Below are 21,212 nucleotides of genomic sequence, written 5' to 3'. Positions count from 1 at the left end.
AGCGGTCAAAAGACAGGGCCGGCGCGGGATTTCTCCCGGCCGGCCCGTCATCACCGGACCTGTTGCGACTTGAGAACGCGCGATCCCGGGGGGCTGGGGGGCTGACGAAAACCGGAAAAGCGCGCCGAAGCCGGTCGCGGCAATGAGAAGAAATATTGGGCTAGCCGTTTGACGCGCAAGGGGCCCAATGCAGGCTAAATTGTGATTAATGACTGTAGGTGCTGAGGTTAAGGCGCGGAAGCCCTTTAATATGTCGCGTCGATGACAAACAACGCTTGCCCCGCAGCCCGCATCGCGCGAACATAATGGCAAGCTTGGAGAACATGCATGGCGGAGTCGGAGACGACGGAGCCCAGCCGTTCCCGCCCAGCCTTTGTGGTGGTGGGCGGCTCCGGACGCTCGGGGCAGGGGGACCACGCGAAGGGGGCGGAGAACCGGGCGGCGGCGCAGGTCTCGTTCGACCGGCGCGAGCTCAACGCCCTGTTCAATCTCTACGGCGCCAAGGTCGCCGCCGGCGAGTGGCGGGATTACGCGCTGGACTTCACGCCCGCCAAGGCGGTTTTCTCGATTTTCCGGCGGACCAGCGAAGCGCCGCTATATCGAATCGAAAAAAATCCTGAGCTGGCGCGCAAGCAGGGGGCCTATGCGGTGATCGCCGCCGGCGGGCTCGTCATGCGGCGCGGGCACGACCTCGCGCGCGTTTTGCGCGTGCTCGACAAGGGGCTTCGCATCGTCGGCGCGGAATAGGCAAAAAAAGCCCCGCTTACGCGGGGCTTCTCCGGATCGGGCTTAGGCCGCCTCAAAGCGTCAGTCGTTGCGCTGACCGAAGAGATACAGCAGCGACTGGAACATGTTGATGAAGTCGAGGTAGAGCGACAGCGCGCCGAAGACGCTCTTTTTCTGCGCCACTTCGTAACCATCGCCCTCGTAATACATGTCCTTGATGTTCTGCGTGTCCCAGGCGGTGAGGCCCGAGAAGATCAGCACCGACAGGATCGACAGCGCGAACTGAAGGCCGCTGGAGTGCAGGAACAAATTGACGAGGCCGGCGATAACGAGCCCCCACACGCCCATGACCAGGAAGGAGCCGAAGGCCGAGAGGTCGCGCTTCGTCATATAGCCGTAGATGCTGAGGCCGCCGAAGGCCGCCGCGGTGATGAAGAACACGCGGGCGACCGATACGCCGGTGTAGACCAGCAGGATCGACGACATCGACAGGCCCATCAACGCCGAGAAGGCGAGGAACAGGTTACGCGCCGTCGCCGCCGACATGGTCTGGGCGCGCGCGCCGATCAGGAAGACGAAAGCGAGCGGCGACAGCATCACCACCCAGCGCAGCGGCGAGAGATAGAGCGCCTGGCCGAAGGACGATAGAGCCACCAGCTTGCCGCCGACGAATTGCGGCTCCGCGAGCATATAGGTGCCCAGCGCCACGAGGCCGGTCACGGCGAGGCCCAGCGTCATGTAATTGTAGACGCCCAGCATATAGCCGCGCAGGCCTTCGTCGATCTCGGCCGTGGTCGACCGGGCGACCCCGCGGCCGTAGCCGAAGTTCGAGTTGCGGTCGTAATATGACATAGCGATCCTCTCGATCTCCCAAGGCCGGCGCGGACGGATTTCCGACCATCGCTCGTAGCCTCAACCATTATGGCTGAGTGCAATATGGCTTGGCCCGATTTGGGTGGCAAGGCGCGCCTGGATGAACTCTTGTTAAGGTGGCGCGAGGATTAATGGAAAGTAGAGAACAGGCTTGGCGTCGCGCCGCTCGCCAGGAAACGCCCCGGATCCGTCATTGCGAGCGGAGCGATCAGGGCCGCATCGCAACTCCAGATCGCTTCGTCGCTTTGCCGCGCAATGACGGCTGCGCCGCCGGTTCGGGCTTTTTTTGTGCGGTTGCGAAAAGCGCAAGCGCCGTGCCAGGAGCCCTCAACTTCCCCTGCGCGCCCGGGCGTCCAGGCCGTTTCGAGGGGAAAAATGCGCGGCCAGCCATGGTGCGAAGCCGCATAGATGACTGATTGTCGCACCCTTGCCGTTCAAACGGATTACGCTAACATCGAGGGAAGGGCGTCGCCCGGCTTCCCGCCGGAGCGGCGGGATTGCGCGGCGCAATGCGGATGTCCCGGGAGTCGCGTGTCCTTGCCGCACGAGGACCAGGAGGAGAAGATGAGTGATGACGCGCCGACGTCGTTTCATAGCTACATGAGGCTGCTCCGAACTTTTGCGGCCGCCGGCGCTCTGGCTTTCACAGGGCTCTTCGCCGCGCCGGCGGAGGCGCATGGGCGCCTGGGCGCCGCCGAAGGCCGCTGCCGGCTCTACATCGGCCCCGACGTCATGAACTTCACGGGCTATTTGCCCGAGGCCTCGAAAAACGAGTTCTGCGAGGACATCCCCGCGACCGGCCCGATCATCATGGTGCTCGACGCGGAGCAGCAAGAGCTCCGCGACATGAAGATCGAGATACGTATCGTCAAGGACGTGGGCGGTCCGGAAAAGGAGAACGAGAATCTCGAGGCGGCGACCGTCGCCTACCAGCCGCCCAAGCTCTATCCAACCGGTACCGTGAATTTCGAGCACACCTTCAAGGAGGGCGGCTATTTCGTCGGCATCGTGACCGTGACCGGCGACCACGGCGAGCAATGGGTGTCGCGCTTTCCTTTCTCGGTCGATCGCACCTTCATGCGCGATCTGCCGATCTATCTGACGCTTGGCCTTGGCGTCGTCGCCGCTTTCCTCATTTATCTCGTGCATCGCGGCCGCATGCCGCCGCCGCAGATCGCCACCGCCGCCGCGGCTTTCAAGACGCCGCCGCTGCCGCCGATCGACGGCCCCGACCCGGACGCGGACCCGTCCCGAGAGACGGTTGAAGAAGAGGCGGCCGAGACCGATGGAGAAAAAGCCGAGGAACGGGACGAGACCGACAGATACAGCACCGCCGCAGAATAGGTCGTCATCATGTAAGTCCGCCGTTTTCCAAGCGGCGGACTTAGCAAATCGAGCTATTCGCCGCCGCCGTCGATTTGGCGGCCGATGATGGCGATGGCTCTTTCATAAACCGAGGCGGCGTTCCATGCCTGGATCGCCTCGAAATTGGGCTCTCCCGGCTGATAGCCCGCCCCCGCGCGCCAGCCATGCGCGTGCAGGAAATTCGCCGTGGACATCAGCGCCGCCGAGGCGTTGTCCAAATTGCCGACGCCATATTGCAGAATGTTCTTGGGCAGAAACTGCGTCTGGCCAATCTCGCCATGCATGGAGCCGCGGGCGCTGGCGGACAGTCTCCCATTGTCGATCAGCTCGAGGGCGGCGTAGAGCTGATCTGTGAAATAGTCCGACCGTCGGCAGTCATAGGCGAGCGTCGCCACGGCGGACAGCGCGTGCTGATTGCCATGCACCGCGCCGAAACCCGTCTCCATGCCCCAGATCGCCAAAAGCGGGCCCGGCGGCACGCCATAGCGGCTCTGGATCGAGGAGAAGAGCGCGGCCTGCGAATGTTTGAGCTGGCGTCCGCGCGCGACGATGGCCGAGGCGCCGCGCTTCGTCATGAAGGCTTCCAGAGAGAGATGAAAGCTCTTCTGGCCGCGATCCGCGCCGATCGTCGGGGAGTTGTAATGGGTGTCCATGAGGGCGTCGATGCCTGCGGCGCCGACGCGCCCGCGCGCTTCCTCGGCAAACGCCTGTTTCCACGCCTCGAAGCCGCCCGCGCCATTGCCGCATCGCGCCGCCTGAGCCGGCGCCGCCGCGCCGAGCGCTCCGATAACAAGCGTCGCCGCCAAAAACTTAGCGGCGGCGCGGCTTGTCGATAATCTCTTCATCGGCCTCCTCCTCGGGCTCTCCGAAACGCCAGGGAGCCTAAACATATTTGACAATGCGGCAAGCTTACGAGCGAGCGCTCGAATGTTCGTATATTGTTCTTGCGCGATCAAGCCCCGAAAGTTAATTTAGCTCTGTTTCAGGCGGCCGGTGGTTTTCTGGGAGCATTGCTATGGCGGTCAGGGTGGCGACGGTCGCTTTCGAAGGCGTCGAAGCGCGCCCGGTGGACGTCCAGGTCCAGATTGCGCCCGGCTCGGTCGTCTTCAATGTCGTTGGCCTCGGCGACAAGGCTGTCGCCGAATCGCGTGAGCGGGTGCGGGCGGCGCTCATCGCCTCCGGCCTCGCTCTGCCCGCCAGGCGCATCACCGTAAATCTCGCTCCCGCCGACATGCCGAAGGAGGGCAGCCATTATGATCTGCCCATCGCGCTGGGGGTGATGGCGGCCATTGGCGCGATCCCGGCCGATGCGCTGGAAGGCTTTGTCGTCCTCGGCGAGCTCGCGCTCGACGGGACGCTGACGCCTGTCGCCGGCGTGCTCCCGGCGGCGGTGGCGGCCAATGCGCGCGGGCAGGGGCTGATTTGCCCCAGGGAATGCGGGCCGGAGGCGGCCTGGGCGTCGGGAGAGATGGAGGTGCTCGCGCCGCGCTCGCTCATTCAGCTCGTCAATCATGTCAAAGGAACGCAGGTCTTGGCTCGGCCCGAGCCGGCGGTGCGCGCGCGGGCCGCCGATCTTCCCGATCTCGCTGACATCAAAGGGCAGGAGAGCGCCAAGCGGGCGTTGGAGATCGCCGCGGCGGGAGGCCACAATCTGCTGATGAGCGGACCGCCGGGCGCGGGCAAATCCATGCTCGCCGCAAGGCTCCCGTCGATCCTGCCGCCGCTGACGCCGCGCGAGCTGCTCGAAGTTTCCATGATCCATTCGGTGGCGGGGCAGATCGCCGGGGGCGAGCTGACCGACCGGCGGCCGTTTCGCGCGCCGCATCATTCCGCTTCCATGGCCGCTCTCGTCGGCGGCGGAACCCACGCGAAGCCCGGCGAAATTTCGCTTGCCCACAATGGCGTGCTCTTCCTCGACGAATTGCCGGAGTTCCAGCCGCAAGTTCTCGACAGTCTGCGCCAGCCGCTCGAAACCGGCGAGGTCGCCATCGCGCGCGCCAATCATCGGGCGGTTTATCCCGCGCGTTTCCAGCTTGTCGCGGCGATGAACCCCTGCCGTTGCGGCCACGCGCTCGATCCCGGCTTCGCCTGCCGCCGGCAGCCCAATGAACGGTGCGTGGCGCAATATCAGGCGCGTCTGTCCGGGCCGCTGCTCGACCGTTTCGATCTCCAGATCGAGGCGCCCGCTGTCAGCGCCGCCGATCTTGTCCTGCCGCCGCCGGCCGAAGGCTCGCGCGAGGTTGCAGCGCGCGTCGCCCGCGCCCGCGCCTTGCAGCGGGAGCGTTACGAGGCGTTGGGACTGCCGGGCGTCCTCGCCAACGCCGCTGCGCCTGCGTCGGTCATCGAGCGGGTGGCGCAGCTCGACGGCCCGGGGACTGCGCTGATCCGGGACGCGTCGGATCGTTTCGCCCTGAGCGCGCGCGGCTTCCATCGCGTATTGAAACTTGCCCGCACCATCGCCGATCTCGATGGCGCCGAACGGATTGCGCGCGCGCATCTTGCCGAGGCGCTCTCCTATCGTGCGGGTCTGGCGGCGCGGCGGGTCGCGGCATGAGCGCTGTGGAGCTTATGGCGATCATCGCCGCTTTGGCGCTGTTCGGGGGCGCGGTTTTCGTCGCCTTGCGCAGGAGCCAGCGCGGCGCGCGCGAGGCGGAGCTCGAAAAGCTGCGGGATGAAATCTGGGAGCTGCGCGCCGCGGCGGCCGAGCGCGATAAGGCCGAGGCCGCGAGTCTGGCCAAATCCCGCTTTCTTGCGACCGTCAGCCACGAAATTCGCACGCCCCTCAATGGGGTGATGGGGCTCGCGCAGCTTCTTGCGATGACGCGGCTCGACGCGGAGCAGGCGAGCTACGTCGAGGCGATCGGCGATTCCAGCCGGTCGCTTGCTCAGCTCATCGACGACATTCTCGACTTCTCCAAGATCGAAGCCGGCAAATTGGACTTGCGCCGCGAGACCTTTGCATTGGCGCCGCTCGTCGAGGGCGTCGTCGAGCTGCTGGCGCCGCGCGCTTTCGCCAAAGGGTTGGAGATCGCAAGCGTTGTCGAGCAGGATGCGCCGCGAATGATCGAGGGCGATCCCTCGCGGCTGCGACAGGTGCTGGTCAATCTTATCGGCAACGCCATCAACTTCACCGTGCGCGGCGGCGTCGGCGTGCGGGTTGCCCGTGACGGCGCCTTATTGCGAATCGACGTGCGCGATACGGGGCCCGGCGTTCCCGAGTCCGCGCGCGAGGCGATCTTCGAGGAATTCGAGCAGGGCGACGCCTCCGCGACGCGGCGCCAGGGCGGGACGGGATTGGGGCTCGCCATTTCCCGGCGTCTCGTAAGCCTGATGGGCGGCGCGCTGTCGCTCGCGCAGACGTCGAGCGATGGGTCGACCTTCGCCTTCACGCTGCCGGTCTCCACAAGCGCTCCGGAAACATCGTCGAAGCCGCTTGCCGGTCTGCGGGTTCTGATCGTCGACGACAGCTCGTTCGAGGCGCCGTTTCTCGCCGAGAGCCTGACGCCGGCGGGCGGCATTGCGGAGGTTGCCGCAAATCTGCAGGCAGGGCTGACGCTAATCTCAACGGCTGCGCCATATGAGGCGATCATCGTCGATTGCGCGCTGGGATCGGAGGATGTCGCGCAACTTGCGGCGGCGGCGCGCGCGGCAGGCGTGCGGCGCCGGTTTCTCCTCTTCTCGCCCTTGGAGCGGCGGGCCTTCGGCGAAGCGGCGCTTCGCGATTTCGACGGCTGGCTCGTCAAGCCGGTGCGCAGCGCCTCGCTCGTCGCGCGGCTGTCCAAAGAGCGGGCCGATGCGCCAGCGCCTGCCGCCGCGCAGCCGATCCGCGCGCTCGAGGGCGCGAGGGCGCTCATTGCCGAGGACAATGACGTCAACGCCCTGATTCTCTCGCGGCATCTCGCGAAGCTCGGCGCGGCGGCGACCCGCGCCCATAATGGCGCCGAGGCGGTCGCGCTTGTGACGGCGGCGATCGAAGCAGGTTCGGCCGGCCGCTATGACGTCGTCATTATGGATCTCTTCATGCCCGAACTCGACGGGCGCGAAGCGACGCGGCGAATCCGTGAGGCCGAAGCGCGCGCCCGGGCGCCGCGCACGCCGATCCTTGCCTTGACGGCGAGCGCGCAGGCGGAGGACGAGCGCGCGGCCCGCGCCGCCGGAGTCGACGGCTTTCTTACCAAACCGGTCGATTTCGCCGTGCTCGCCGCAACGATCGAGGAGCTCCGGCTTACGCCATGCGGCGTCGAACGCCGCGGCGGGTAGACCGGTGGAGACGCGTCCCGCTCACGCGCCTTACGGCGCCGTCGCTCCAAAACGCCCGGCGCGATAATCCGCGATCGCTTGCTCGATCTCCGCCCGCGTGTTCATCACGAAAGGCCCCTCCTGCACGACCGGCTCGTGGATCGGTTCGCCGCTGAGCAGCAGGAGTTTCGTATCCGCTTGCGCGGAGAAGATGACGTCGCCGCCCGCGCGCTCGAAGATGATCGTCTCTCCGGCGCGCACATGCGCCTGGCCATCGACGACAACCGGCCCGTCGAGCGCGACGACGACAAGATTATGCCCCTCGGGCAAGGAAAAGGCGGCGGTCCCGCCTTCCTTGATGCGGACGTCCCAAATGTTCATCGGCGTCGCCGTGCGCGCGGGCCCGGTCGCCCCCTGAAGCTCCCCGGCGATGACGCGCGCGACGCCGGCGCCCTTGTGCAGCGCCACATTCGGAATATCGCCGGCGGATAGCGCCTGGTAACGCGGGGCCGTCAGCTTCAGGCGCGCCGGCAGATTGACCCATAGCTGAACGATTTCGAAGCGCCCGCCTGTCCGGGCGAAATCGTCGGCATGATATTCCTCATGCAGGACGCCCGCGCCGGCTGTCATCCACTGCACGTCGCCAGGCCCGATAAGCCCGCCCGCGCCGGTCGAGTCGCGATGCGCGACTGCGCCGTCATAGACGATCGTCACCGTCTCGAAGCCGCGATGCGGATGCAGGCCGACGCCGAGACGCCGCTCGGTTGGCTCGAAATGCACAGGACCGGCGTGATCCAGCAGGAGGAAAGGGCTCACCAGCGCCTCGCGCCGTTGATGCGAGACAAGCGTGCGCACCGGAAAGCCGTCGCCGACCCAATGCATGGTCTCGGGCGCGGCAAGGACCCCGATGATCTTGCGCATAACGGACCTCCCTGCCGACTCGTCCAGCAAATTCCTTTCCAACTTATGTTGGGCCTCGCGCGCGCAATTCAAACAAGCGGGCTCGGCGCGCGCCGCCCGCTTGACGCCGCCGCCTCGAGCGCCAACAAGGCAATCGCATTCTGTGTTGGAAGGAATTGTAGATGGCCTGGATCATCCTCTTGATCGGAAGCCTTTGCGAGGTGGGCTGGCTCGTCGGCATGAAATACGCCGACGGCTTCACGCGCCTGTGGCCGACGGTGATCATGCTGTTTTTCATGGTCGCAAGCGTTGGCTGTTTGGGCGTCGCGATAAAGACGATACCGGCGGGGACAGCCTATGCCGTGTGGACCGGCGGCAGCATCGCGGCCGTGGCGGTCGTCGGCGTGTTTTTCTTAGGCGAGCCCGCCACCCCGATGCGGCTGGCGTCCTTCGCCTTGATCGTCATCGGCATGGTCGGGCTCAGATTGAGCGGCGTGAACTAAAAATAGCTCTCCAGCGTTCCACGCCGGCGCACGTCGAGCGTCGCGCAATGGTAGGCCCCGCCGAACGCCGCATAATGCAGGAAGGGAACGGGGATGGGCTCGAAGCCCCATTTCTCGACCTGCCGCATCATATTGACGTGATGTGGATCGACGATCATGCGCTTCTCGTCGATCATCAGAATATTCATGCTCAGCCATTTGCCGCACATGGAGGTGATGGCGAGAATGCGGTCGTCGATCGGCGTCGGGTCCGGCGCGACGAGAATGTCCCATTTCTTGAGAATCTCGGGCAGCTCGTCGGGGTGAATATATTCCGGGTTGATGAGGATCTTGCCGGGGCCGAGCGGCAAGATGGTCGTGTCGATATGCATCGGGTTGGGGCAGCGGCTCTTGATCTCGTGGATGCGATAGCCCTCGCCCAGATGACGGCGCAGCCAGTCGACGCCCATTTTGTTCGTCACATTGGAACGCGTGACGAAAATATCCCGGCCGCAGCGGAAGAAATCGGCGGCGTCGAACACCGGCTCGAATTCGGTGAGGATATAGCGAATGGGTTCGCCTTTTTTCGGCAGCTCGAAATTCGGATCGAAAAGCGCGTCGGTGAGTTGCGGCTTCGGGGCCGACGTCCAACGCGCGCCGCGGCGGAAATAGTCCTTCAGGATGGTTCGGTACGAGTGGGTCTCGAAATAGCGGCAGGGCCAGGCCATGGGCGTTTCGAGAATCTCGTCGCCGATGACCAGCATCGAGTCGCGCGGGCAGGAATTACAGAAGCCGCGCGAGGACCAATAGGGTGTCGAGAATTTGGCGTGGTGATCGAAGGGCTCGGGGCGCGTGACGGTGACGCCGAGCGATTCGAGCACCTTGATGAAATTATCGAGCTCCTCCTGGGCGGGCTCGACCATGAATTTGGGAAAGCGGAAGCCCGCCGCCAGGGACTGGGCGCGCGCCGCCATGCCGGGGATGTTGCAAGTGACGACCGGGTGGTTGGAGGGGATGGTCGACCCTTCGAGGCGCCCCACGATGATTTCCTCCAGCGGGTCCCATTCATTGTGGGAGCTCACAGGGCAGGCGGCGGCGGACGATTCGGACGAAGGCGCGTGAAAGTTCATGCTGAAAATCCCGGTGTTTCCTCGCTATTATTTTTGGCCGACGCGGGAGAGAGGGCCATCGCTCAATATGTCGCAGGAACGGCTCCGGTCCAACGCTCTTGCAAGTCCGGCTGGTTTCGCTTTATAAGCCGCGCTTCCGAACCGCCCGGCCAGTGATGGGCTGCCGTGGCGGTTCTTTCGCTCGCGCGAAGCGCGTTGGCTCAGCCGGCGCGAAAAACAACAGGGCCAAGGCCCAGGAGAGCAAAATGCCCAAGCTGAAGACGAAATCCGGCGCCAAGAAGCGCTTCAAGGTCACCGGGACCGGCAAGGTGGTCTATGCCCAGCAGGGCAAGCGCCACGGCATGATCAAGCGCACGAACAAGCAGATCAGAAATCTGCGCGGGACGAATGTTCTGTTCAAGACCGATGGCGACAACGTCAAGAAATACTTCCTGCCGAACGCCTAATCGTCCCCTATACACGCAGAATTCTGAAGGAGTTTCGTCATGGCTCGCGTCAAACGGGGCGTTACGTCCCACGCCAAGCACAAGAAAACGCTGAAGGCCGCCAAGGGCTTCTACGGCCGCCGCAAGAATACGATCCGCACCGCCAAGGCGGCCGTCGATCGCTCGATGCAATACGCCACGCGCGACCGCAAGGCCAAGAAGCGCACCTTCCGCGCCCTGTGGATTCAGCGCCTCAACGCCGCCGTGCGTGAGCATGGCCTGACCTATTCGCGCTTCATCGACGGCCTCGCCAAGGCTGGCGTGATCGTCGACCGCAAGGTTCTGTCGCAGCTCGCCATCGAGAAGCCCGAGGCTTTCGCGGCCATCGTGGCGCAGGCCAAGGCGGCGCTGCCGCAGGCTGCCTAACGTTCTGATCATACAAGATTTATTGAAGCGCTCGCCGTTCGACGGCGGGCGCTTTTTTGATTTATTCCAAATTTACCTGGATCAATCCGGCTTCTTCGGGTGTTGCTCCTCCCTGGAAAGGAGAACAGGAGTCACACTCATGAAAGGCAAGCAGAAAGACGGAGTCGCGGCGACTTTGGCCAAATTGCTGGACGTCGTGCGCGGCGCCTTCGCCGGCCCGGCGGCGCCCGTATTGCGGCCAATCCCCGTTCGGCGGCCGGTTGCGCCCCAACGCCATGACTAGCGCGTTGGACAAGACACTCCCGCCTGCGTCGGCGAGTCCTATCTTTTGCTACAGCAGCGAAAGACTCAGATAGAGGCCAAATGCCGGCGCAGGCGCTTTTGAGATCGACGAAATTCCTCGGAGAGGCGGTGAGGGAGACGCCGAGACTGGCGGTCGATCTCGCCGCGCGGTTGCAGGATCATCGGCGGATTGCCGATATGCCTTATGGCGAGGGGCCGCGCCGTCGGCTCGACGTCTATCTTCCGGCGAGCCTCGCGGCGCCGCGCGCCATCATCCTTTATCTTTACGGCGGGAGCTGGTCCTCCGGCGCCAAGGAGATTTACCGCTTTCTCGGCGCGTCGCTGGCCGCGCGGGGCTATCTCGCCGTCGTCCCCGACTATAGCATCTATCCGGCCGCCCGCTTTCCGGCGTTTGTCGAGGACGCCGCCGAGGCGCTTTGCTGGATCCATAACCATGCGGCGCGCTTCGGCGCCGACCGAAGGCGGCTCTTTGTCATGGGCCATTCGGCGGGGGCCCATATCGCCTCCATGCTCGCATTCGAAAAACGCTGGCTTGCCGCCGTCGGCCTCGATAGCCGCGCCGACCTTGCCGGCGTGATCGGCCTTGCCGGTCCCTATCATTTCGAGATCGACACGGATTTGCTCCGCGGCGTCTTCGGCCCGCCGGAAAACAAGGGACGCACCCAGCCCATGGCCCATGTGACGCGCGACGCGCCGCCGCTGCTGCTGGCGACGGGGGAGGTCGACAAGACGGTCTTGCCGCGCAACACGCATGATCTCGCGGCCGCCGTGCGGGCGGCGGGCGGCGAGGTCGAGACGAGATTCTATCCGCGGCTGGGCCATCGCGAGATCATCGGCGCCTTTTCTCCGATCTTTTCCTTCCTGGCGCCCGTCGCCGCCGACGTAACGGCCTTCATCTCGACTAAAACCGCGCGCGCCGCTAACACTGGGCGAAGCGGCGGAAGCGAGCGGGGCCCGCATGAGCCAGTCATATGATGTCATCGTCATCGGCGGCGGACCGGGCGGCTATGTCGCCGCCATACGCGCGGCGCAGCTCGGGCTTAAGACGGCGGTCGTCGAGCGCGAGCATCTCGGCGGCATTTGCCTCAATTGGGGTTGCATCCCGACCAAGGCGCTGCTGCGTTCGGCCGAGGTCTACCGGCTGGCGCAGGACGGCGCGCGCTATGGCGTGACGGTCACGGAACCGGGCTTCGATGCGGCCCGTATCGTGGCGCGTTCGCGCGAGGCGGCGGGGCGGCTCAACGCCGGCGTCGGCTTTCTGCTGAAGAAAAACAAGATCGATGTCATTTGGGGCGAGGCGCGGCTCGGGTCCAAGGGCGAAGTGCAGGTCGGCGCGCCGACGAAACCGGCCGTGACGCCGCAGCTCCCGGCGCCGAAGACGCCTCTGGGGGAGGGCGCCTATCAGGCCAAGCATATCATCGTCGCGACCGGAGCGCGTCCGCGCGTCCTTCCGGGGCTGGAGCCCGACGGGCGGCTGGTATGGACTTACTTCGACGCGCTGAAGCCCGAACGGTTCCCGAAGTCGTTGCTCGTCGTCGGCGCTGGCGCCATCGGCGTTGAATTTGCCTCCTTCTATCGGACATTTGGCGTGGAGGTGACGCTCGTCGAGGCGCTGCCGCAAATTCTCGCCGCGGAAGACGCCGAGATCGCCGCTTTCGCGCGCAAGAGCTTCGAGAAGCAAGGGATTGTCATAGAGACGGCGACAACTGTCGTTGGTCTGGAGAAGAAGGCGGACGGCGTCGTCGTTACGCTCAAGGGCGCCGACGGCGGGACACGCACGCTGGAGGTCGAGCGCGCGCTCTCGGCGGCGGGCGTGGTAGCCAATATCGAAAACCTCGGGCTCGAGGCGCTGGGCGTCGCGCTGGAGCGCGGCGTCATCAAGACGGACGGGCTCGGGCGCACCAATGTTCCGGGCGTCTACGCCATCGGCGACGTGGCGGGCGGGCCGATGCTGGCGCATAAGGCCGAGCACGAGGGCGTCGCCTGCGTTGAGGCGATCGCTGGGCTGCCGGCGCATCCGCTGGATAAATCCCTCGTTCCCGGCTGCACTTATTGCCATCCGCAGGTGGCGTCGATTGGTCTCACCGAAGAGAAGGCGAAGGCCGCGGGCTATGAGGTCCGGGTCGGACGCTTCCCCTATCTCGGCAATGGCAAGGCCATTGCGCTTGGCGAGCCCGAGGGGCTCGTGAAGACGATCTTCGACGCCAAGACCGGCCGCTTGCTCGGCGCGCATCTCGTCGGCGCCGAGGCGACGGAGCTGATCCAGGGCTTTGTCATCGCCATGAATCTGGAGACGACGGAAGAAGAGCTGATGCAGACGATCTTCCCGCATCCGACGCTCTCCGAGACGATGCATGAGAGCGTGCTGAACGCCTTCGGGCGGGCGATTCATATTTGATCCCCTCCCCAGCCCTCCCCCGCTAAAGCGCTATCGAATGCACACATCGTGATTGCCTCGGTCGGGTCTGTTTGATTCCGTTGGTCGCGTTTTGATTCGCGGGGTGGGGCATGGCGATTTCGTATGGACTGGGGCGGTTCGGCGACCGCCGCCTGGAAAAAGGGGGGTCTCGTTGCATCGGGGCCTCGTCGCGCGGCCGTGCGCGCGCATCCGTCGGATCGCCGGCGGGCGGCGGGCGCAGGAGGTGCGGCTCGCGCGCTTCCTGCGCAATCCTGCGGTGACCGCCGAGGAGATGGCGCGGCGCGCCGCCGGGCTCACAGCGGCGCGGGCGGCGGGTCGCGACATAGTGGTGGCGCAGGACACCAGCGAGCTGGCGCTCGGCGGCAAGCGCGCGCAGGCGAACGGCTATGGGCCGGTCGGCAAGGGCGGCGGGACGCGCGGCCTTTTGCTGCACGCGGCCCTGGCGCTCGACGCCGGCACGGGCGCGCTGCTCGGCCTCGCTCATGCCGAGGTCTGGAACCGCGACACGGGGGCCAAGGTCGCGGCGCGGCGCTCGCGCGCGCTCGCGGACAAGGAATCGCAGCGCTGGCTCGATGTGGCGACGCATGCGCGCGAGGATTTCGCGGCGGCGAAGCGGATCACTGTCGTCTCGGATCGGGAGAGCGACATCTACGCGCATCTCGCGCAGCGTCCGGGCGGCGTGGAGCTGATTGTGCGCGCCTGCCAGAACCGGACGATCGCCGCAGACGGCGAGGATGCGATCGAGCTTTTGTTCCCCTTCGCCGACGGATTGGCCGAGACGGGCCGCTTCGTCGCCGAGATCCCGGCGGCTCCGGGACGCAAGGCGCGCAAGGCGGCGCTCGCGGTCCGCGTCTCGCCGGTCACTTTGCGCAAGCCGCGCCACGGCGCGCGTGACTTGCCGGACACGGTCGGCGTGACTTTGGTCGACGTGCGCGAGGTCGGGGCCGCGGAGGGCGTCGCGCCCATTCATTGGCGGCTTCTCACGACCCATGCGGCGACGAGCCTGGCCGAGGCGCGCCGGGTGATCGACCTCTATCGAATGCGCTGGACCATCGAGGAATTCTTCCGCACGCTGAAGACGGCGGGCTTCGAGATCGAGCAGGCCGACATCTGCGATCCGAAAGTGATGATCAAGCTGGTGGCGGCGACGGCGGTCGCCGCGGTGACGGTCATGCAACTGGTCAAGGCGCGCGACGGCGCGACCGACCAATTGCTGACGGACGCTTTCGAGCCCGAGGACGAAGCGCTGCTCGAGGCCGTCTCGGCGAAGCTCGAGGGCGCGACGGCCCGCCAGAAGAACCCCCACCGCAAAGGCAGCCTCGCCTTCGCCGCCTGGGTCGTCGCCAGGCTCGGCGGCTGGACCGCCTATTACGGAAAGCCCGGCCCCAAAGTAATGCGCCAGGGCCTCGACGACTTTCGACGAATAAAGTTCGGAGCCGCGCTGACCTTCTACGACAGCGCGGAGCGGGGGAGGGACAGGGAGGGGGCCTTGCGGAAACCGAGAACCTCGAAAATCGCCTTCGCCCGCAAGCTCCGCCGCGACATGACCGACGCCGAACGCAAGCTCTGGCACGCCTTGCGCGGCCATCGCTTCCAAGGCTTGCACTTCCGCCGCCAAGTCCCTTGCGGCCCCTATATCGCGGACTTCCTCTGCCACGCGGCAAAGTTGGTCGTAGAGATCGACGGCGCCACCCATTCCACCGACGCCGAGCTGCGCCGCGACAGCCTCCGCGACGCATGGTTTGCGAATAACGGCTTTTCTGTCTTGCGCGTGACCAATGCGGAGGTTTACGCAGAGTTCGAGGGCGTGCTGGAGACGATCTACCGGCGCGCTGAGGAGAATTTGCCCCCTCCCTGTCCCTCCCCCGCTAACGCGGGAGAGGGGACGCTCGCGATCAGCGAACTCGATGGAGGCGACGGCCTGCTCCCTCTCCCGCGAAGCGGGGGAGGGTTGGGGAGGGGGCCCTACAAAGTGAAACCATGACCGCCACCGAGACCTTCCACCACGACATCGCCGACCGCCACGACAAGGTGCTCATTGTCGACTTCGGCTCGCAGGTCACGCAGCTCATTGCGCGGCGCGTGCGCGAGGCGGGGGTTTATTGCGAGATCGCGCCCTTCCAGAACGCCGAGCGCGCCTTCGCCGACATCCGCCCCAAGGCGGTGATCCTTTCCGGCGGTCCCTGCTCGGTGACGGACGACGGCTCGCCGCGCGCGCCGCAGGCGATCTTCGATTCCGGCGTTCCCGTGCTCGGCATCTGCTATGGCGAGCAGGCGATGGCCGTGCAGCTCGGCGGTCATGTCGAGGGCGGGCATCATCGCGAATTCGGCCGCGCCGAGATCACCGCTTTGGCGCAGAGCGCGCTTCTCGACGGCGTCTGGGAGAAGGGCGCCTCCGCCACCGTCTGGATGAGCCATGGCGACCGCGTGACCAGGCTCCCCGAGGGCTTCAGCGTCATCGCCGCTTCCGAGAACGCCCCCATGGCGGCGATCGCCAATGAGGCGCGCCGCTATTACGGCCTGCAGTTCCACCCGGAGGTCGTGCATACCCCGGACGGCGCGAAGCTTCTTGCCAATTTCGTGCACAAGGTCGCGGGGCTTCGGTCCGACTGGACCATGGCCGCTTTCCGCGGCGAAGCGATCGCCGCGATCCGCAAGCAGGTCGGCGACGGCCGCGTGCTCTGCGGGCTGTCCGGCGGCGTCGACAGCGCCGTCGCGGCGGTGCTGATCCATGAGGCGATCGGCGACCGGCTCACCTGCGTCTTCGTCGACCACGGCCTGCTGCGGCTCGGCGAGGCGGAGGAGGTCGTGAGCCTCTTCCGCGACCATTACAACATTCCGCTGCACCATGTTGAGGCCGAGGAGCTTTTCCTGGGCGCGCTCGACGGCGTCGACGACCCGGAAGTCAAGCGCAAGACCATCGGCCGGCTCTTCATCGAGACTTTCGAGGCGGAGGCCAAGAAGATCGCGCAGGACGGCCGCGGCGCGCCGCAGTTCCTGGCGCAGGGCACGCTGTATCCCGACGTGATCGAGAGCGTCTCCTTCACCGGCGGGCCGTCGGTGACGATCAAATCGCATCATAATGTCGGCGGTCTGCCGGAGCGCATGAATATGGCGCTGGTCGAGCCGCTGCGCGAGCTCTTCAAGGATGAGGTGCGCGCGCTCGGCCGCGAGCTTGGCCTGCCGGAAGCTTTCGTGGGCCGCCATCCCTTCCCCGGTCCGGGCCTCGCGATCCGCTGCCCCGGTCTCATCACGCGCGAGAAGCTCGATATTCTACGCGAGGCCGACGCCGTCTATCTCGACGAAATCCGCAAGGCGGGTTTGTACGATCAGATTTGGCAGGCCTTCGCGGCGCTGCTCCCCGTGCGCAGCGTCGGCGTGATGGGCGACGGCCGCACTTATGACTACGTGCTGGCGCTGCGCGCCGTGACGTCGAGCGACGGCATGACGGCGGATTTCTTCCCCTTCGACATGGCGTTTTTGGGCCGCGCCGCGACGCGGATCATCAATGAGGTGAAGGGGGTGAATAGGGTGGTTTACGATGTGACGTCGAAGCCGCCGGGGACGATCGAGTGGGAGTAGGGGAATAGGACACCGTGGAGGGCATTGGAGCGAGATAGCGTAGAAAAGATGACGGGGCCAACCTACTTCAGGCGGACGCCAGCGCTGACAAGCTAAATGCAAATCAAACCGCTGTCAGGCCGCCATCCAGGATCAGATTGCTCCCCGTCGCGAATTTGGCCTCGTCGCTCAGCATGAAGAGCGCCGCCTGGGCGATTTCCTCCGCCGTCGCATATCGACCCATGGGATACCTTGCCAGACGGCGTGACCGCGCTTCGGGGGATTCGTCGCCGCCAAGCAGGCGCAGGCCCATCTCGGTCGAAGCTATAGTCCCGGGCGAAATCGAGTTGATCCGAATCCCGAAGGACGCATAGTCGGCGGCCATCTGGCGCGTCAGGCTGAGGACGGCGCCTTTCGACGCGCAATAGGCGGCCATGTTGCGGATGCCGACCAGGCCTGCGATCGACGCGATGTTGAGGATCACGCCGCGGCGCCGTTCCATCATGCCGGGCAACACCGCCTTGGAAGCCAGGACGACCCCAGAGACATTCACATTCATGATCCGCCGCCAGGACTCTGCGTCGGCTTCGTGCACAGAGCCGAGAGCGGCGACGCCGGCATTATTGACCAATCCGTCGATGTCTCCCAGCGCCTCTCCGACCTGCCGCGCCGCACTCGATATTGCGCGCCAGTCCGAAACGTCGGCTCCCAAGCCAATCGATCTCGCGCCATCCTCCGTCAACGACCGCGCGACGTCCTCGGCGCCCGCGCCATTGACGTCGATGACACCCACCGCGGCGCCTTCCTCAGCGAGCAAGGAAGAGATCGCGCGGCCGAGGCCGCCGCCGCCGCCCGTCACGATGATCGTCTTTCCTGAAACGCGTCCGGTCATCTGCGCGTCGCTACATGCTCGTGAGTTTTCTCTGGCCCGCTCGGAGCCGCGCCAGTTGAATGAAATAGGTCGGGTTCAGGAACAGCTCGTCCAGATCGCCGAGTTCATCGATCGTCAGGCCGCGCTTGACGAGCGCATTCAGATATTGAAACGCATCCTTCGCGCCGTAGCCGACATGATGAGCGCCGATCACCCGGCGGGTGTCGCCGTCCAGGATCAGTTTCTGGAAACCGGACATGTGCGGGCGCGCCATTGCGTAGAGCATCGTACGGTCGCCCGCCGGCAGCCCCACATTCAGCCCGTCGGGCGTGTCCGGCGGCAATTTGAGAACGACGACATTGCTGTAACGCGCCCGCGCCGCCTCCTCGCCCAGACCAAGCCAGCTGACTTCATAATGCGTATGCAGAAAGTCGGGCCAATCGGCCGCACGATACTTCACCGCCTCGCCCATGATAGAACGGGCGGCGAAGGCGCCGCTCTTGCGCGCCTTGAACATTTCCATGGGCGCCCCGATGAGGTCGCCGACCGCATAGACGCCGGGGATCGACGTCCTCAACGCGTCGTCCACGACAATCGCGCCTTTTGCGTCGACCTCGACGCCCAGTGTTTCAACCGCCATGTCCGAGTGCGGCCGCTCCCCGAGCGCGTGGAAGACGAAGTCCGTTTCGATTTCGAGACGCCCTGTCGACGTCTCCGCGATCACACGGGCGGCGCGGCCCTCGGCGTCTCCGATGATCTCGACGATATGCGCGCCCTCGACGATTTCGACGCCCTGTTCCCGCATGCGATCGAGGGCATAGCCGCGCGTCTCTCCGTCGGCGATCATGTCGAGCGGGCGATTACGCACGAGCATCACGACACGGCGGCCGGTTGCATTGAAGAAGCAGCCATATTCCACAGCCGTTTTGCCGCCGCCGATGACGACGATCGTCGGCCCGGGCTCCTTGTCGAGCGTCTCGACAATGCTCGCATAGGTGTGCACGCCAAGAAGATGCGCGCCCGGCGCATCCAATGGGGCCGCCGCGGCGCCGCAGGCGAGCACGAGGGCGCGCGCGCGGAAAATTTCGCCCGCGGCTTCCACCGCCCCCGCATCGAGAATGTGCGCCGGCGCATTCAGCACGAATTCGAGATCGAGCTGCTCCTTGCTTTGATAATTCATCACGGCGTGTGGGCCCGTGCGTCCTTTGCGGAAGAGGTCGACCACCTCCTTGATGCTCACGATCTTCCCCCTGAGATCCGGGAACCACAGCTCCCCAGCAAAGCTGCGCGTGAGCATGAGCTCTGCGGCGCAATCCGAAAACAGATGATGCGGCACGCAGGCGTTATGGGGGCACGAGCCGCCCAGGAAGGGCCAGCGATCGATGATCAGCGGCCTTCCGCCCATTGCGCGCATATAAGCCGCGCCGAACCTGCCCGCGGCGCCGCCGCCAATGAAAATGGCGTCGAAGGGACGTTCGTCACCCGCGTCGATGTTGCGGATCGGACCGACGTCCTGCGGATGCGCGAGCGCGTTTTCGATTTTCTCCGCCCATTGCGAGATGGTTAGAAAGCCCCGACGCAGCGTCATCACATTCTCCAATTACGCTACTCGCCGACAGATTTGATCAGGCGTTCGATGACGTGCCGGGTAAGCTGGAATTACACTCCAGAAAATTGGAGCCGTCAAAACCAGGCGCCTTCAAATCTCGATGGCGCTACGGATCAGAAACTTTGCCCTGGCGATGATGACGAACCAAAGGTCATCCATGCCCTTTCATTTGCCTGATGGCGATCCCCAAGGCGAGACCCGCATAGCCGAAAAGCGTGATCGCGTTTTTTCGAACAAGGCGCGCCCAGCGAAAAGTCCAACTCCGCTTCATTCATTTGGGTGATCGAGGCGCGCGGCGGACCGACATAATCGGCAATGGGACTACACGGTCGAGGCTCGTCGCTGTGACGCTGCTTTGCCTCCCGTCGGGTGCGTGCAAGGAACCTAACGCGGCGTCCCTGCGTTGACTTTCATCAGTTTCGGTTTTTGAATGGATGAGATGCGGTCCAATCGAAGCTCGAAGAAAAAGTCGACGGAGGGGACCCATGAAGATCAGTGGCCGAGATATATTGATTCCGACCAGCATGGTCGGCAATTATCCCAATCCGCGCTGGTGGGACGCTTCTTTCGCCAGGCAGTTCGAGGGCAATCGGGAGCCGCCGGATTCGCTTAGCCGCGAAGCTTTGGAGGATGCTATCGGCGCGATCGCCAACGATCAGGAACGCGCGGGGTTGGATATTATTTCCGACGGGCGCGTGCATGGCGACAACTACGCGGACACGGCAGTGTACCACTATTTCCGCCGGCTCGGATATAATCTGAGCGGTGGTCATCTCGGCTTCCCGATCTACAGCCGCCTCCACACGGGCACGGTCGAGCAGGAGATCAAGCGCCGCGGCGCCATCATGGTAGAGCAAGCGCGCGCCCTGAAGCGCGCCACGAGCAAACCGACGAAAGTTCAATATACCGGCGTTCAAGTTCTTGCGCAGTGCACAAACGACCTCTTCTATAAGAGTTCGCGCGATCGCGCCCTCGCTATCGCCGCCGCAATGAATGAGGACATTCGCGAAGTCGACGCGCTCGGCGTCGACTTCATTCAGCTCGACGAGTTCACCTGGCCCTATTTCTTCGAGGACTGGGCCATCGAGGCGTTCAACACGGCCGTCGAGGGCGTGAAAAACGCGCGCATCGTCGTGCATGTGTGCTGGGGCAATTGGGGCGGCACGCCTGCCTATTATCCTGATGAGACCGGTAAGCCCGGCGAGATTTATGACCTGACCAAGCGTAAGGATAGCGCGAAGGCGCCGGCGGCGACTCGCGCAATCGTGCCGAAGGCCTACGAGGCTAACATAAACGTCTTGAACCTCGAGAACTGCGGTCGCCGCATCGACGACATGTCGGGCCTCGACGCCTTCAAGGAATTCCCGCTGCCAGACAATGTGGATTTTTGGGCCGGCGTCATCGACGTCAAAAGCACCATCACCGAGACCGCGACGCAGGTGGCGGAGCGCATCAATAATCTGTTGAAGGTCATTCCGGCAGACCGTCTCGGCGTGACGACCGACTGCGGCCTCATCTTGCTGCAACGCTACATTGCACAGGACAAGCTGCACGCTCTCGTGGAAGGCGTGAAGCTCGTGCGTGAACAAATAAGGCAACCAATCGCGGCCGAGTGATCCTCTCGCGGCGCGGCGGTAGGTACCCGCCGCGCCCCTTTGATCACGCTGGAGCCGCGCCCATGCCCGTATTTGCCATTGCATGTCCCGATTGCGGGAACGTCACGAGGGCGCTCGTCCTCGCCGGCTGCCGCATGCCCGCGGAATGGGTTTGCGGCAACTGCAAAGTCCGACGCGCAACGCCCGAGCTGACGATGGCGGAGAGACACCCGTGGGAAGAGGGCCACGGGTCTGGCTGCCTGTGTTGCGGGCCCGCGGCGGCGTCCG

19 protein-coding genes are annotated in these 21,212 nt (G+C 65.0%); 13 read left to right on the top strand and 6 right to left on the bottom strand.

Features of this window, described 5'->3' with window-relative positions; translation table 11 throughout:
• The first annotated feature begins 327 nt into the window (after positions 1–327).
• Positions 328–747, top strand: a complete 420-nt coding sequence (locus tag QMG84_RS12970; RefSeq protein ID WP_202073681.1) for a DUF2794 domain-containing protein — start codon at positions 328–330, stop codon at positions 745–747.
• A gap of 60 nt (positions 748–807) precedes the next feature.
• Here QMG84_RS12970 and QMG84_RS12965 read toward each other — a convergent pair whose 3' ends face one another.
• A complete protein-coding gene (locus tag QMG84_RS12965) occupies positions 808–1,578 on the bottom strand; it encodes a Bax inhibitor-1/YccA family protein (protein WP_281928369.1) in 771 nt (256 codons plus the stop codon).
• 585 nt (positions 1,579–2,163) lie between these two features.
• On the opposite strand from QMG84_RS12965, the gene QMG84_RS12960 reads away from it, so the two are divergent.
• Entirely contained in the window at positions 2,164–2,943 is a 780-nt protein-coding gene (locus tag QMG84_RS12960; protein ID WP_281928368.1) for a hypothetical protein, read from the top strand.
• A 53-nt stretch (positions 2,944–2,996) separates the two neighbouring features.
• Here the strand turns inward: QMG84_RS12960 and QMG84_RS12955 are convergent, their stop codons facing one another.
• Positions 2,997–3,809, bottom strand: coding sequence for a lytic murein transglycosylase (locus QMG84_RS12955; RefSeq protein ID WP_202073684.1), 813 nt, complete (start codon positions 3,807–3,809; stop codon positions 2,997–2,999).
• Between the two features lie 170 nt (positions 3,810–3,979).
• On the opposite strand from QMG84_RS12955, the gene QMG84_RS12950 reads away from it, so the two are divergent.
• On the top strand, positions 3,980–5,518 hold the full coding sequence (locus tag QMG84_RS12950; protein ID WP_281928365.1) for a YifB family Mg chelatase-like AAA ATPase: 1,539 nt from the start codon (positions 3,980–3,982) through the stop codon (positions 5,516–5,518).
• Positions 5,515–7,224, top strand: coding sequence for an ATP-binding protein (locus tag QMG84_RS12945; protein WP_281928363.1), 1,710 nt, complete (start codon positions 5,515–5,517; stop codon positions 7,222–7,224). The genes QMG84_RS12950 and QMG84_RS12945 overlap by 4 nt, the downstream gene beginning before the upstream one ends.
• Positions 7,225–7,254: 30 nt before the next feature.
• Here the strand turns inward: QMG84_RS12945 and QMG84_RS12940 are convergent, their stop codons facing one another.
• Positions 7,255–8,124 (bottom strand): pirin family protein, encoded by an 870-nt coding sequence (locus QMG84_RS12940; RefSeq protein ID WP_281928361.1) that lies wholly within the window; start codon positions 8,122–8,124, stop codon positions 7,255–7,257.
• 161 nt (positions 8,125–8,285) lie between these two features.
• Here QMG84_RS12940 and QMG84_RS12935 point away from each other — a divergent pair, with 161 nt between their 5' ends.
• Positions 8,286–8,606: a DMT family transporter gene (locus QMG84_RS12935; RefSeq protein ID WP_202073688.1), complete on the top strand. Its 321-nt coding sequence runs from the start codon at positions 8,286–8,288 to the stop codon at positions 8,604–8,606.
• Here the strand turns inward: QMG84_RS12935 and QMG84_RS12930 are convergent.
• Positions 8,603–9,715, bottom strand: coding sequence for an amidinotransferase (locus QMG84_RS12930; protein ID WP_281928360.1), 1,113 nt, complete (start codon positions 9,713–9,715; stop codon positions 8,603–8,605). The two genes, QMG84_RS12935 and QMG84_RS12930, sit on opposite strands and share 4 nt — an antisense overlap.
• A 245-nt stretch (positions 9,716–9,960) precedes the next feature.
• Here QMG84_RS12930 and rpmI point away from each other — a divergent pair, with 245 nt between their 5' ends.
• The 7 genes from rpmI to guaA all read left to right on the top strand — a co-directional run bounded on the left by rpmI (position 9,961) and on the right by guaA (position 16,870).
• Entirely contained in the window at positions 9,961–10,161 is a 201-nt protein-coding gene (rpmI, locus tag QMG84_RS12925) for a 50S ribosomal protein L35 (RefSeq protein ID WP_165047728.1), read from the top strand.
• A 39-nt stretch (positions 10,162–10,200) separates the two neighbouring features.
• The gene (gene rplT, locus QMG84_RS12920; protein WP_202073690.1) at positions 10,201–10,566 is read left to right on the top strand and encodes a 50S ribosomal protein L20; all 366 of its coding nucleotides are present in this window, start codon (positions 10,201–10,203) and stop codon (positions 10,564–10,566) included.
• A 139-nt stretch (positions 10,567–10,705) separates the two neighbouring features.
• A complete protein-coding gene (locus tag QMG84_RS12915; RefSeq protein ID WP_281928358.1) occupies positions 10,706–10,849 on the top strand; it encodes a hypothetical protein in 144 nt (47 codons plus the stop codon).
• A gap of 80 nt (positions 10,850–10,929) precedes the next feature.
• Positions 10,930–11,844 (top strand): alpha/beta hydrolase, encoded by a 915-nt coding sequence (locus QMG84_RS12910; RefSeq protein ID WP_281928356.1) that lies wholly within the window; start codon positions 10,930–10,932, stop codon positions 11,842–11,844.
• Positions 11,828–13,267, top strand: a complete 1,440-nt coding sequence (lpdA, locus tag QMG84_RS12905; RefSeq protein ID WP_281928355.1) for a dihydrolipoyl dehydrogenase — start codon at positions 11,828–11,830, stop codon at positions 13,265–13,267. The genes QMG84_RS12910 and lpdA overlap by 17 nt, the downstream gene beginning before the upstream one ends.
• A 172-nt stretch (positions 13,268–13,439) precedes the next feature.
• Positions 13,440–15,272 (top strand): IS4 family transposase, encoded by a 1,833-nt coding sequence (locus QMG84_RS12900; protein WP_281928353.1) that lies wholly within the window; start codon positions 13,440–13,442, stop codon positions 15,270–15,272.
• Positions 15,269–16,870, top strand: a complete 1,602-nt coding sequence (guaA, locus tag QMG84_RS12895) for a glutamine-hydrolyzing GMP synthase (RefSeq protein WP_281928351.1) — start codon at positions 15,269–15,271, stop codon at positions 16,868–16,870. The genes QMG84_RS12900 and guaA overlap by 4 nt, the downstream gene beginning before the upstream one ends.
• A gap of 103 nt (positions 16,871–16,973) precedes the next feature.
• On the opposite strand, the gene QMG84_RS12890 is transcribed toward guaA, so the two are convergent.
• Together QMG84_RS12890 and QMG84_RS12885 are read right to left on the bottom strand one after the other, a co-directional pair.
• Positions 16,974–17,741: an SDR family NAD(P)-dependent oxidoreductase gene (locus tag QMG84_RS12890; protein WP_281928350.1), complete on the bottom strand. Its 768-nt coding sequence runs from the start codon at positions 17,739–17,741 to the stop codon at positions 16,974–16,976.
• A 10-nt stretch (positions 17,742–17,751) separates the two neighbouring features.
• Complete coding sequence (locus QMG84_RS12885; RefSeq protein WP_281928348.1) at positions 17,752–19,308, bottom strand: FAD-dependent oxidoreductase; 1,557 nt, start codon at positions 19,306–19,308, stop codon at positions 17,752–17,754.
• A 506-nt stretch (positions 19,309–19,814) separates the two neighbouring features.
• Between QMG84_RS12885 and QMG84_RS12880 the strand changes: the two genes are divergently transcribed.
• Complete coding sequence (locus QMG84_RS12880) at positions 19,815–20,945, top strand: cobalamin-independent methionine synthase II family protein (protein ID WP_281928347.1); 1,131 nt, start codon at positions 19,815–19,817, stop codon at positions 20,943–20,945.
• Positions 20,946–21,212 lie beyond the last annotated feature (267 nt).

This window comes from Methylocystis iwaonis (assembly GCF_027925385.1).
In the GTDB taxonomy this organism is placed as follows: Bacteria; Pseudomonadota; Alphaproteobacteria; order Rhizobiales; family Beijerinckiaceae; genus Methylocystis; species Methylocystis iwaonis.
Note: the sequence above shows the minus strand (reverse complement) of the source record. Positions and strands in the feature narration are given on the sequence as shown.

Bases quoted from the DNA above. Each gene is read 5' to 3' on its own strand.
- QMG84_RS12915 (WP_281928358.1), top strand. From the start codon at position 10,706: ATGAAAGGCAAGCAGAAAGACGGAGTCGCGGCGACTTTGGCCAAATTG.
- QMG84_RS12960 (WP_281928368.1), top strand. From the start codon at position 2,164: ATGAGTGATGACGCGCCGACGTCGTTTCATAGCTACATGAGGCTGCTC.
- QMG84_RS12970 (WP_202073681.1), top strand. From the start codon at position 328: ATGGCGGAGTCGGAGACGACGGAGCCCAGCCGTTCCCGCCCAGCCTTT.
- QMG84_RS12935 (WP_202073688.1), top strand. From the start codon at position 8,286: ATGGCCTGGATCATCCTCTTGATCGGAAGCCTTTGCGAGGTGGGCTGG.
- QMG84_RS12965 (WP_281928369.1), bottom strand. From the start codon at position 1,578: ATGTCATATTACGACCGCAACTCGAACTTCGGCTACGGCCGCGGGGTC.
- QMG84_RS12930 (WP_281928360.1), bottom strand. From the start codon at position 9,715: ATGAACTTTCACGCGCCTTCGTCCGAATCGTCCGCCGCCGCCTGCCCT.
- QMG84_RS12890 (WP_281928350.1), bottom strand. From the start codon at position 17,741: ATGACCGGACGCGTTTCAGGAAAGACGATCATCGTGACGGGCGGCGGC.
- guaA (WP_281928351.1), top strand. From the start codon at position 15,269: ATGACCGCCACCGAGACCTTCCACCACGACATCGCCGACCGCCACGAC.
- rpmI (WP_165047728.1), top strand. From the start codon at position 9,961: ATGCCCAAGCTGAAGACGAAATCCGGCGCCAAGAAGCGCTTCAAGGTC.
- QMG84_RS12940 (WP_281928361.1), bottom strand. From the start codon at position 8,124: ATGCGCAAGATCATCGGGGTCCTTGCCGCGCCCGAGACCATGCATTGG.
- QMG84_RS12950 (WP_281928365.1), top strand. From the start codon at position 3,980: ATGGCGGTCAGGGTGGCGACGGTCGCTTTCGAAGGCGTCGAAGCGCGC.
- QMG84_RS12910 (WP_281928356.1), top strand. From the start codon at position 10,930: ATGCCGGCGCAGGCGCTTTTGAGATCGACGAAATTCCTCGGAGAGGCG.
- QMG84_RS12885 (WP_281928348.1), bottom strand. From the start codon at position 19,308: ATGACGCTGCGTCGGGGCTTTCTAACCATCTCGCAATGGGCGGAGAAA.
- lpdA (WP_281928355.1), top strand. From the start codon at position 11,828: ATGAGCCAGTCATATGATGTCATCGTCATCGGCGGCGGACCGGGCGGC.
- rplT (WP_202073690.1), top strand. From the start codon at position 10,201: ATGGCTCGCGTCAAACGGGGCGTTACGTCCCACGCCAAGCACAAGAAA.
- QMG84_RS12955 (WP_202073684.1), bottom strand. From the start codon at position 3,809: ATGAAGAGATTATCGACAAGCCGCGCCGCCGCTAAGTTTTTGGCGGCG.
- QMG84_RS12945 (WP_281928363.1), top strand. From the start codon at position 5,515: ATGAGCGCTGTGGAGCTTATGGCGATCATCGCCGCTTTGGCGCTGTTC.
- QMG84_RS12880 (WP_281928347.1), top strand. From the start codon at position 19,815: ATGAAGATCAGTGGCCGAGATATATTGATTCCGACCAGCATGGTCGGC.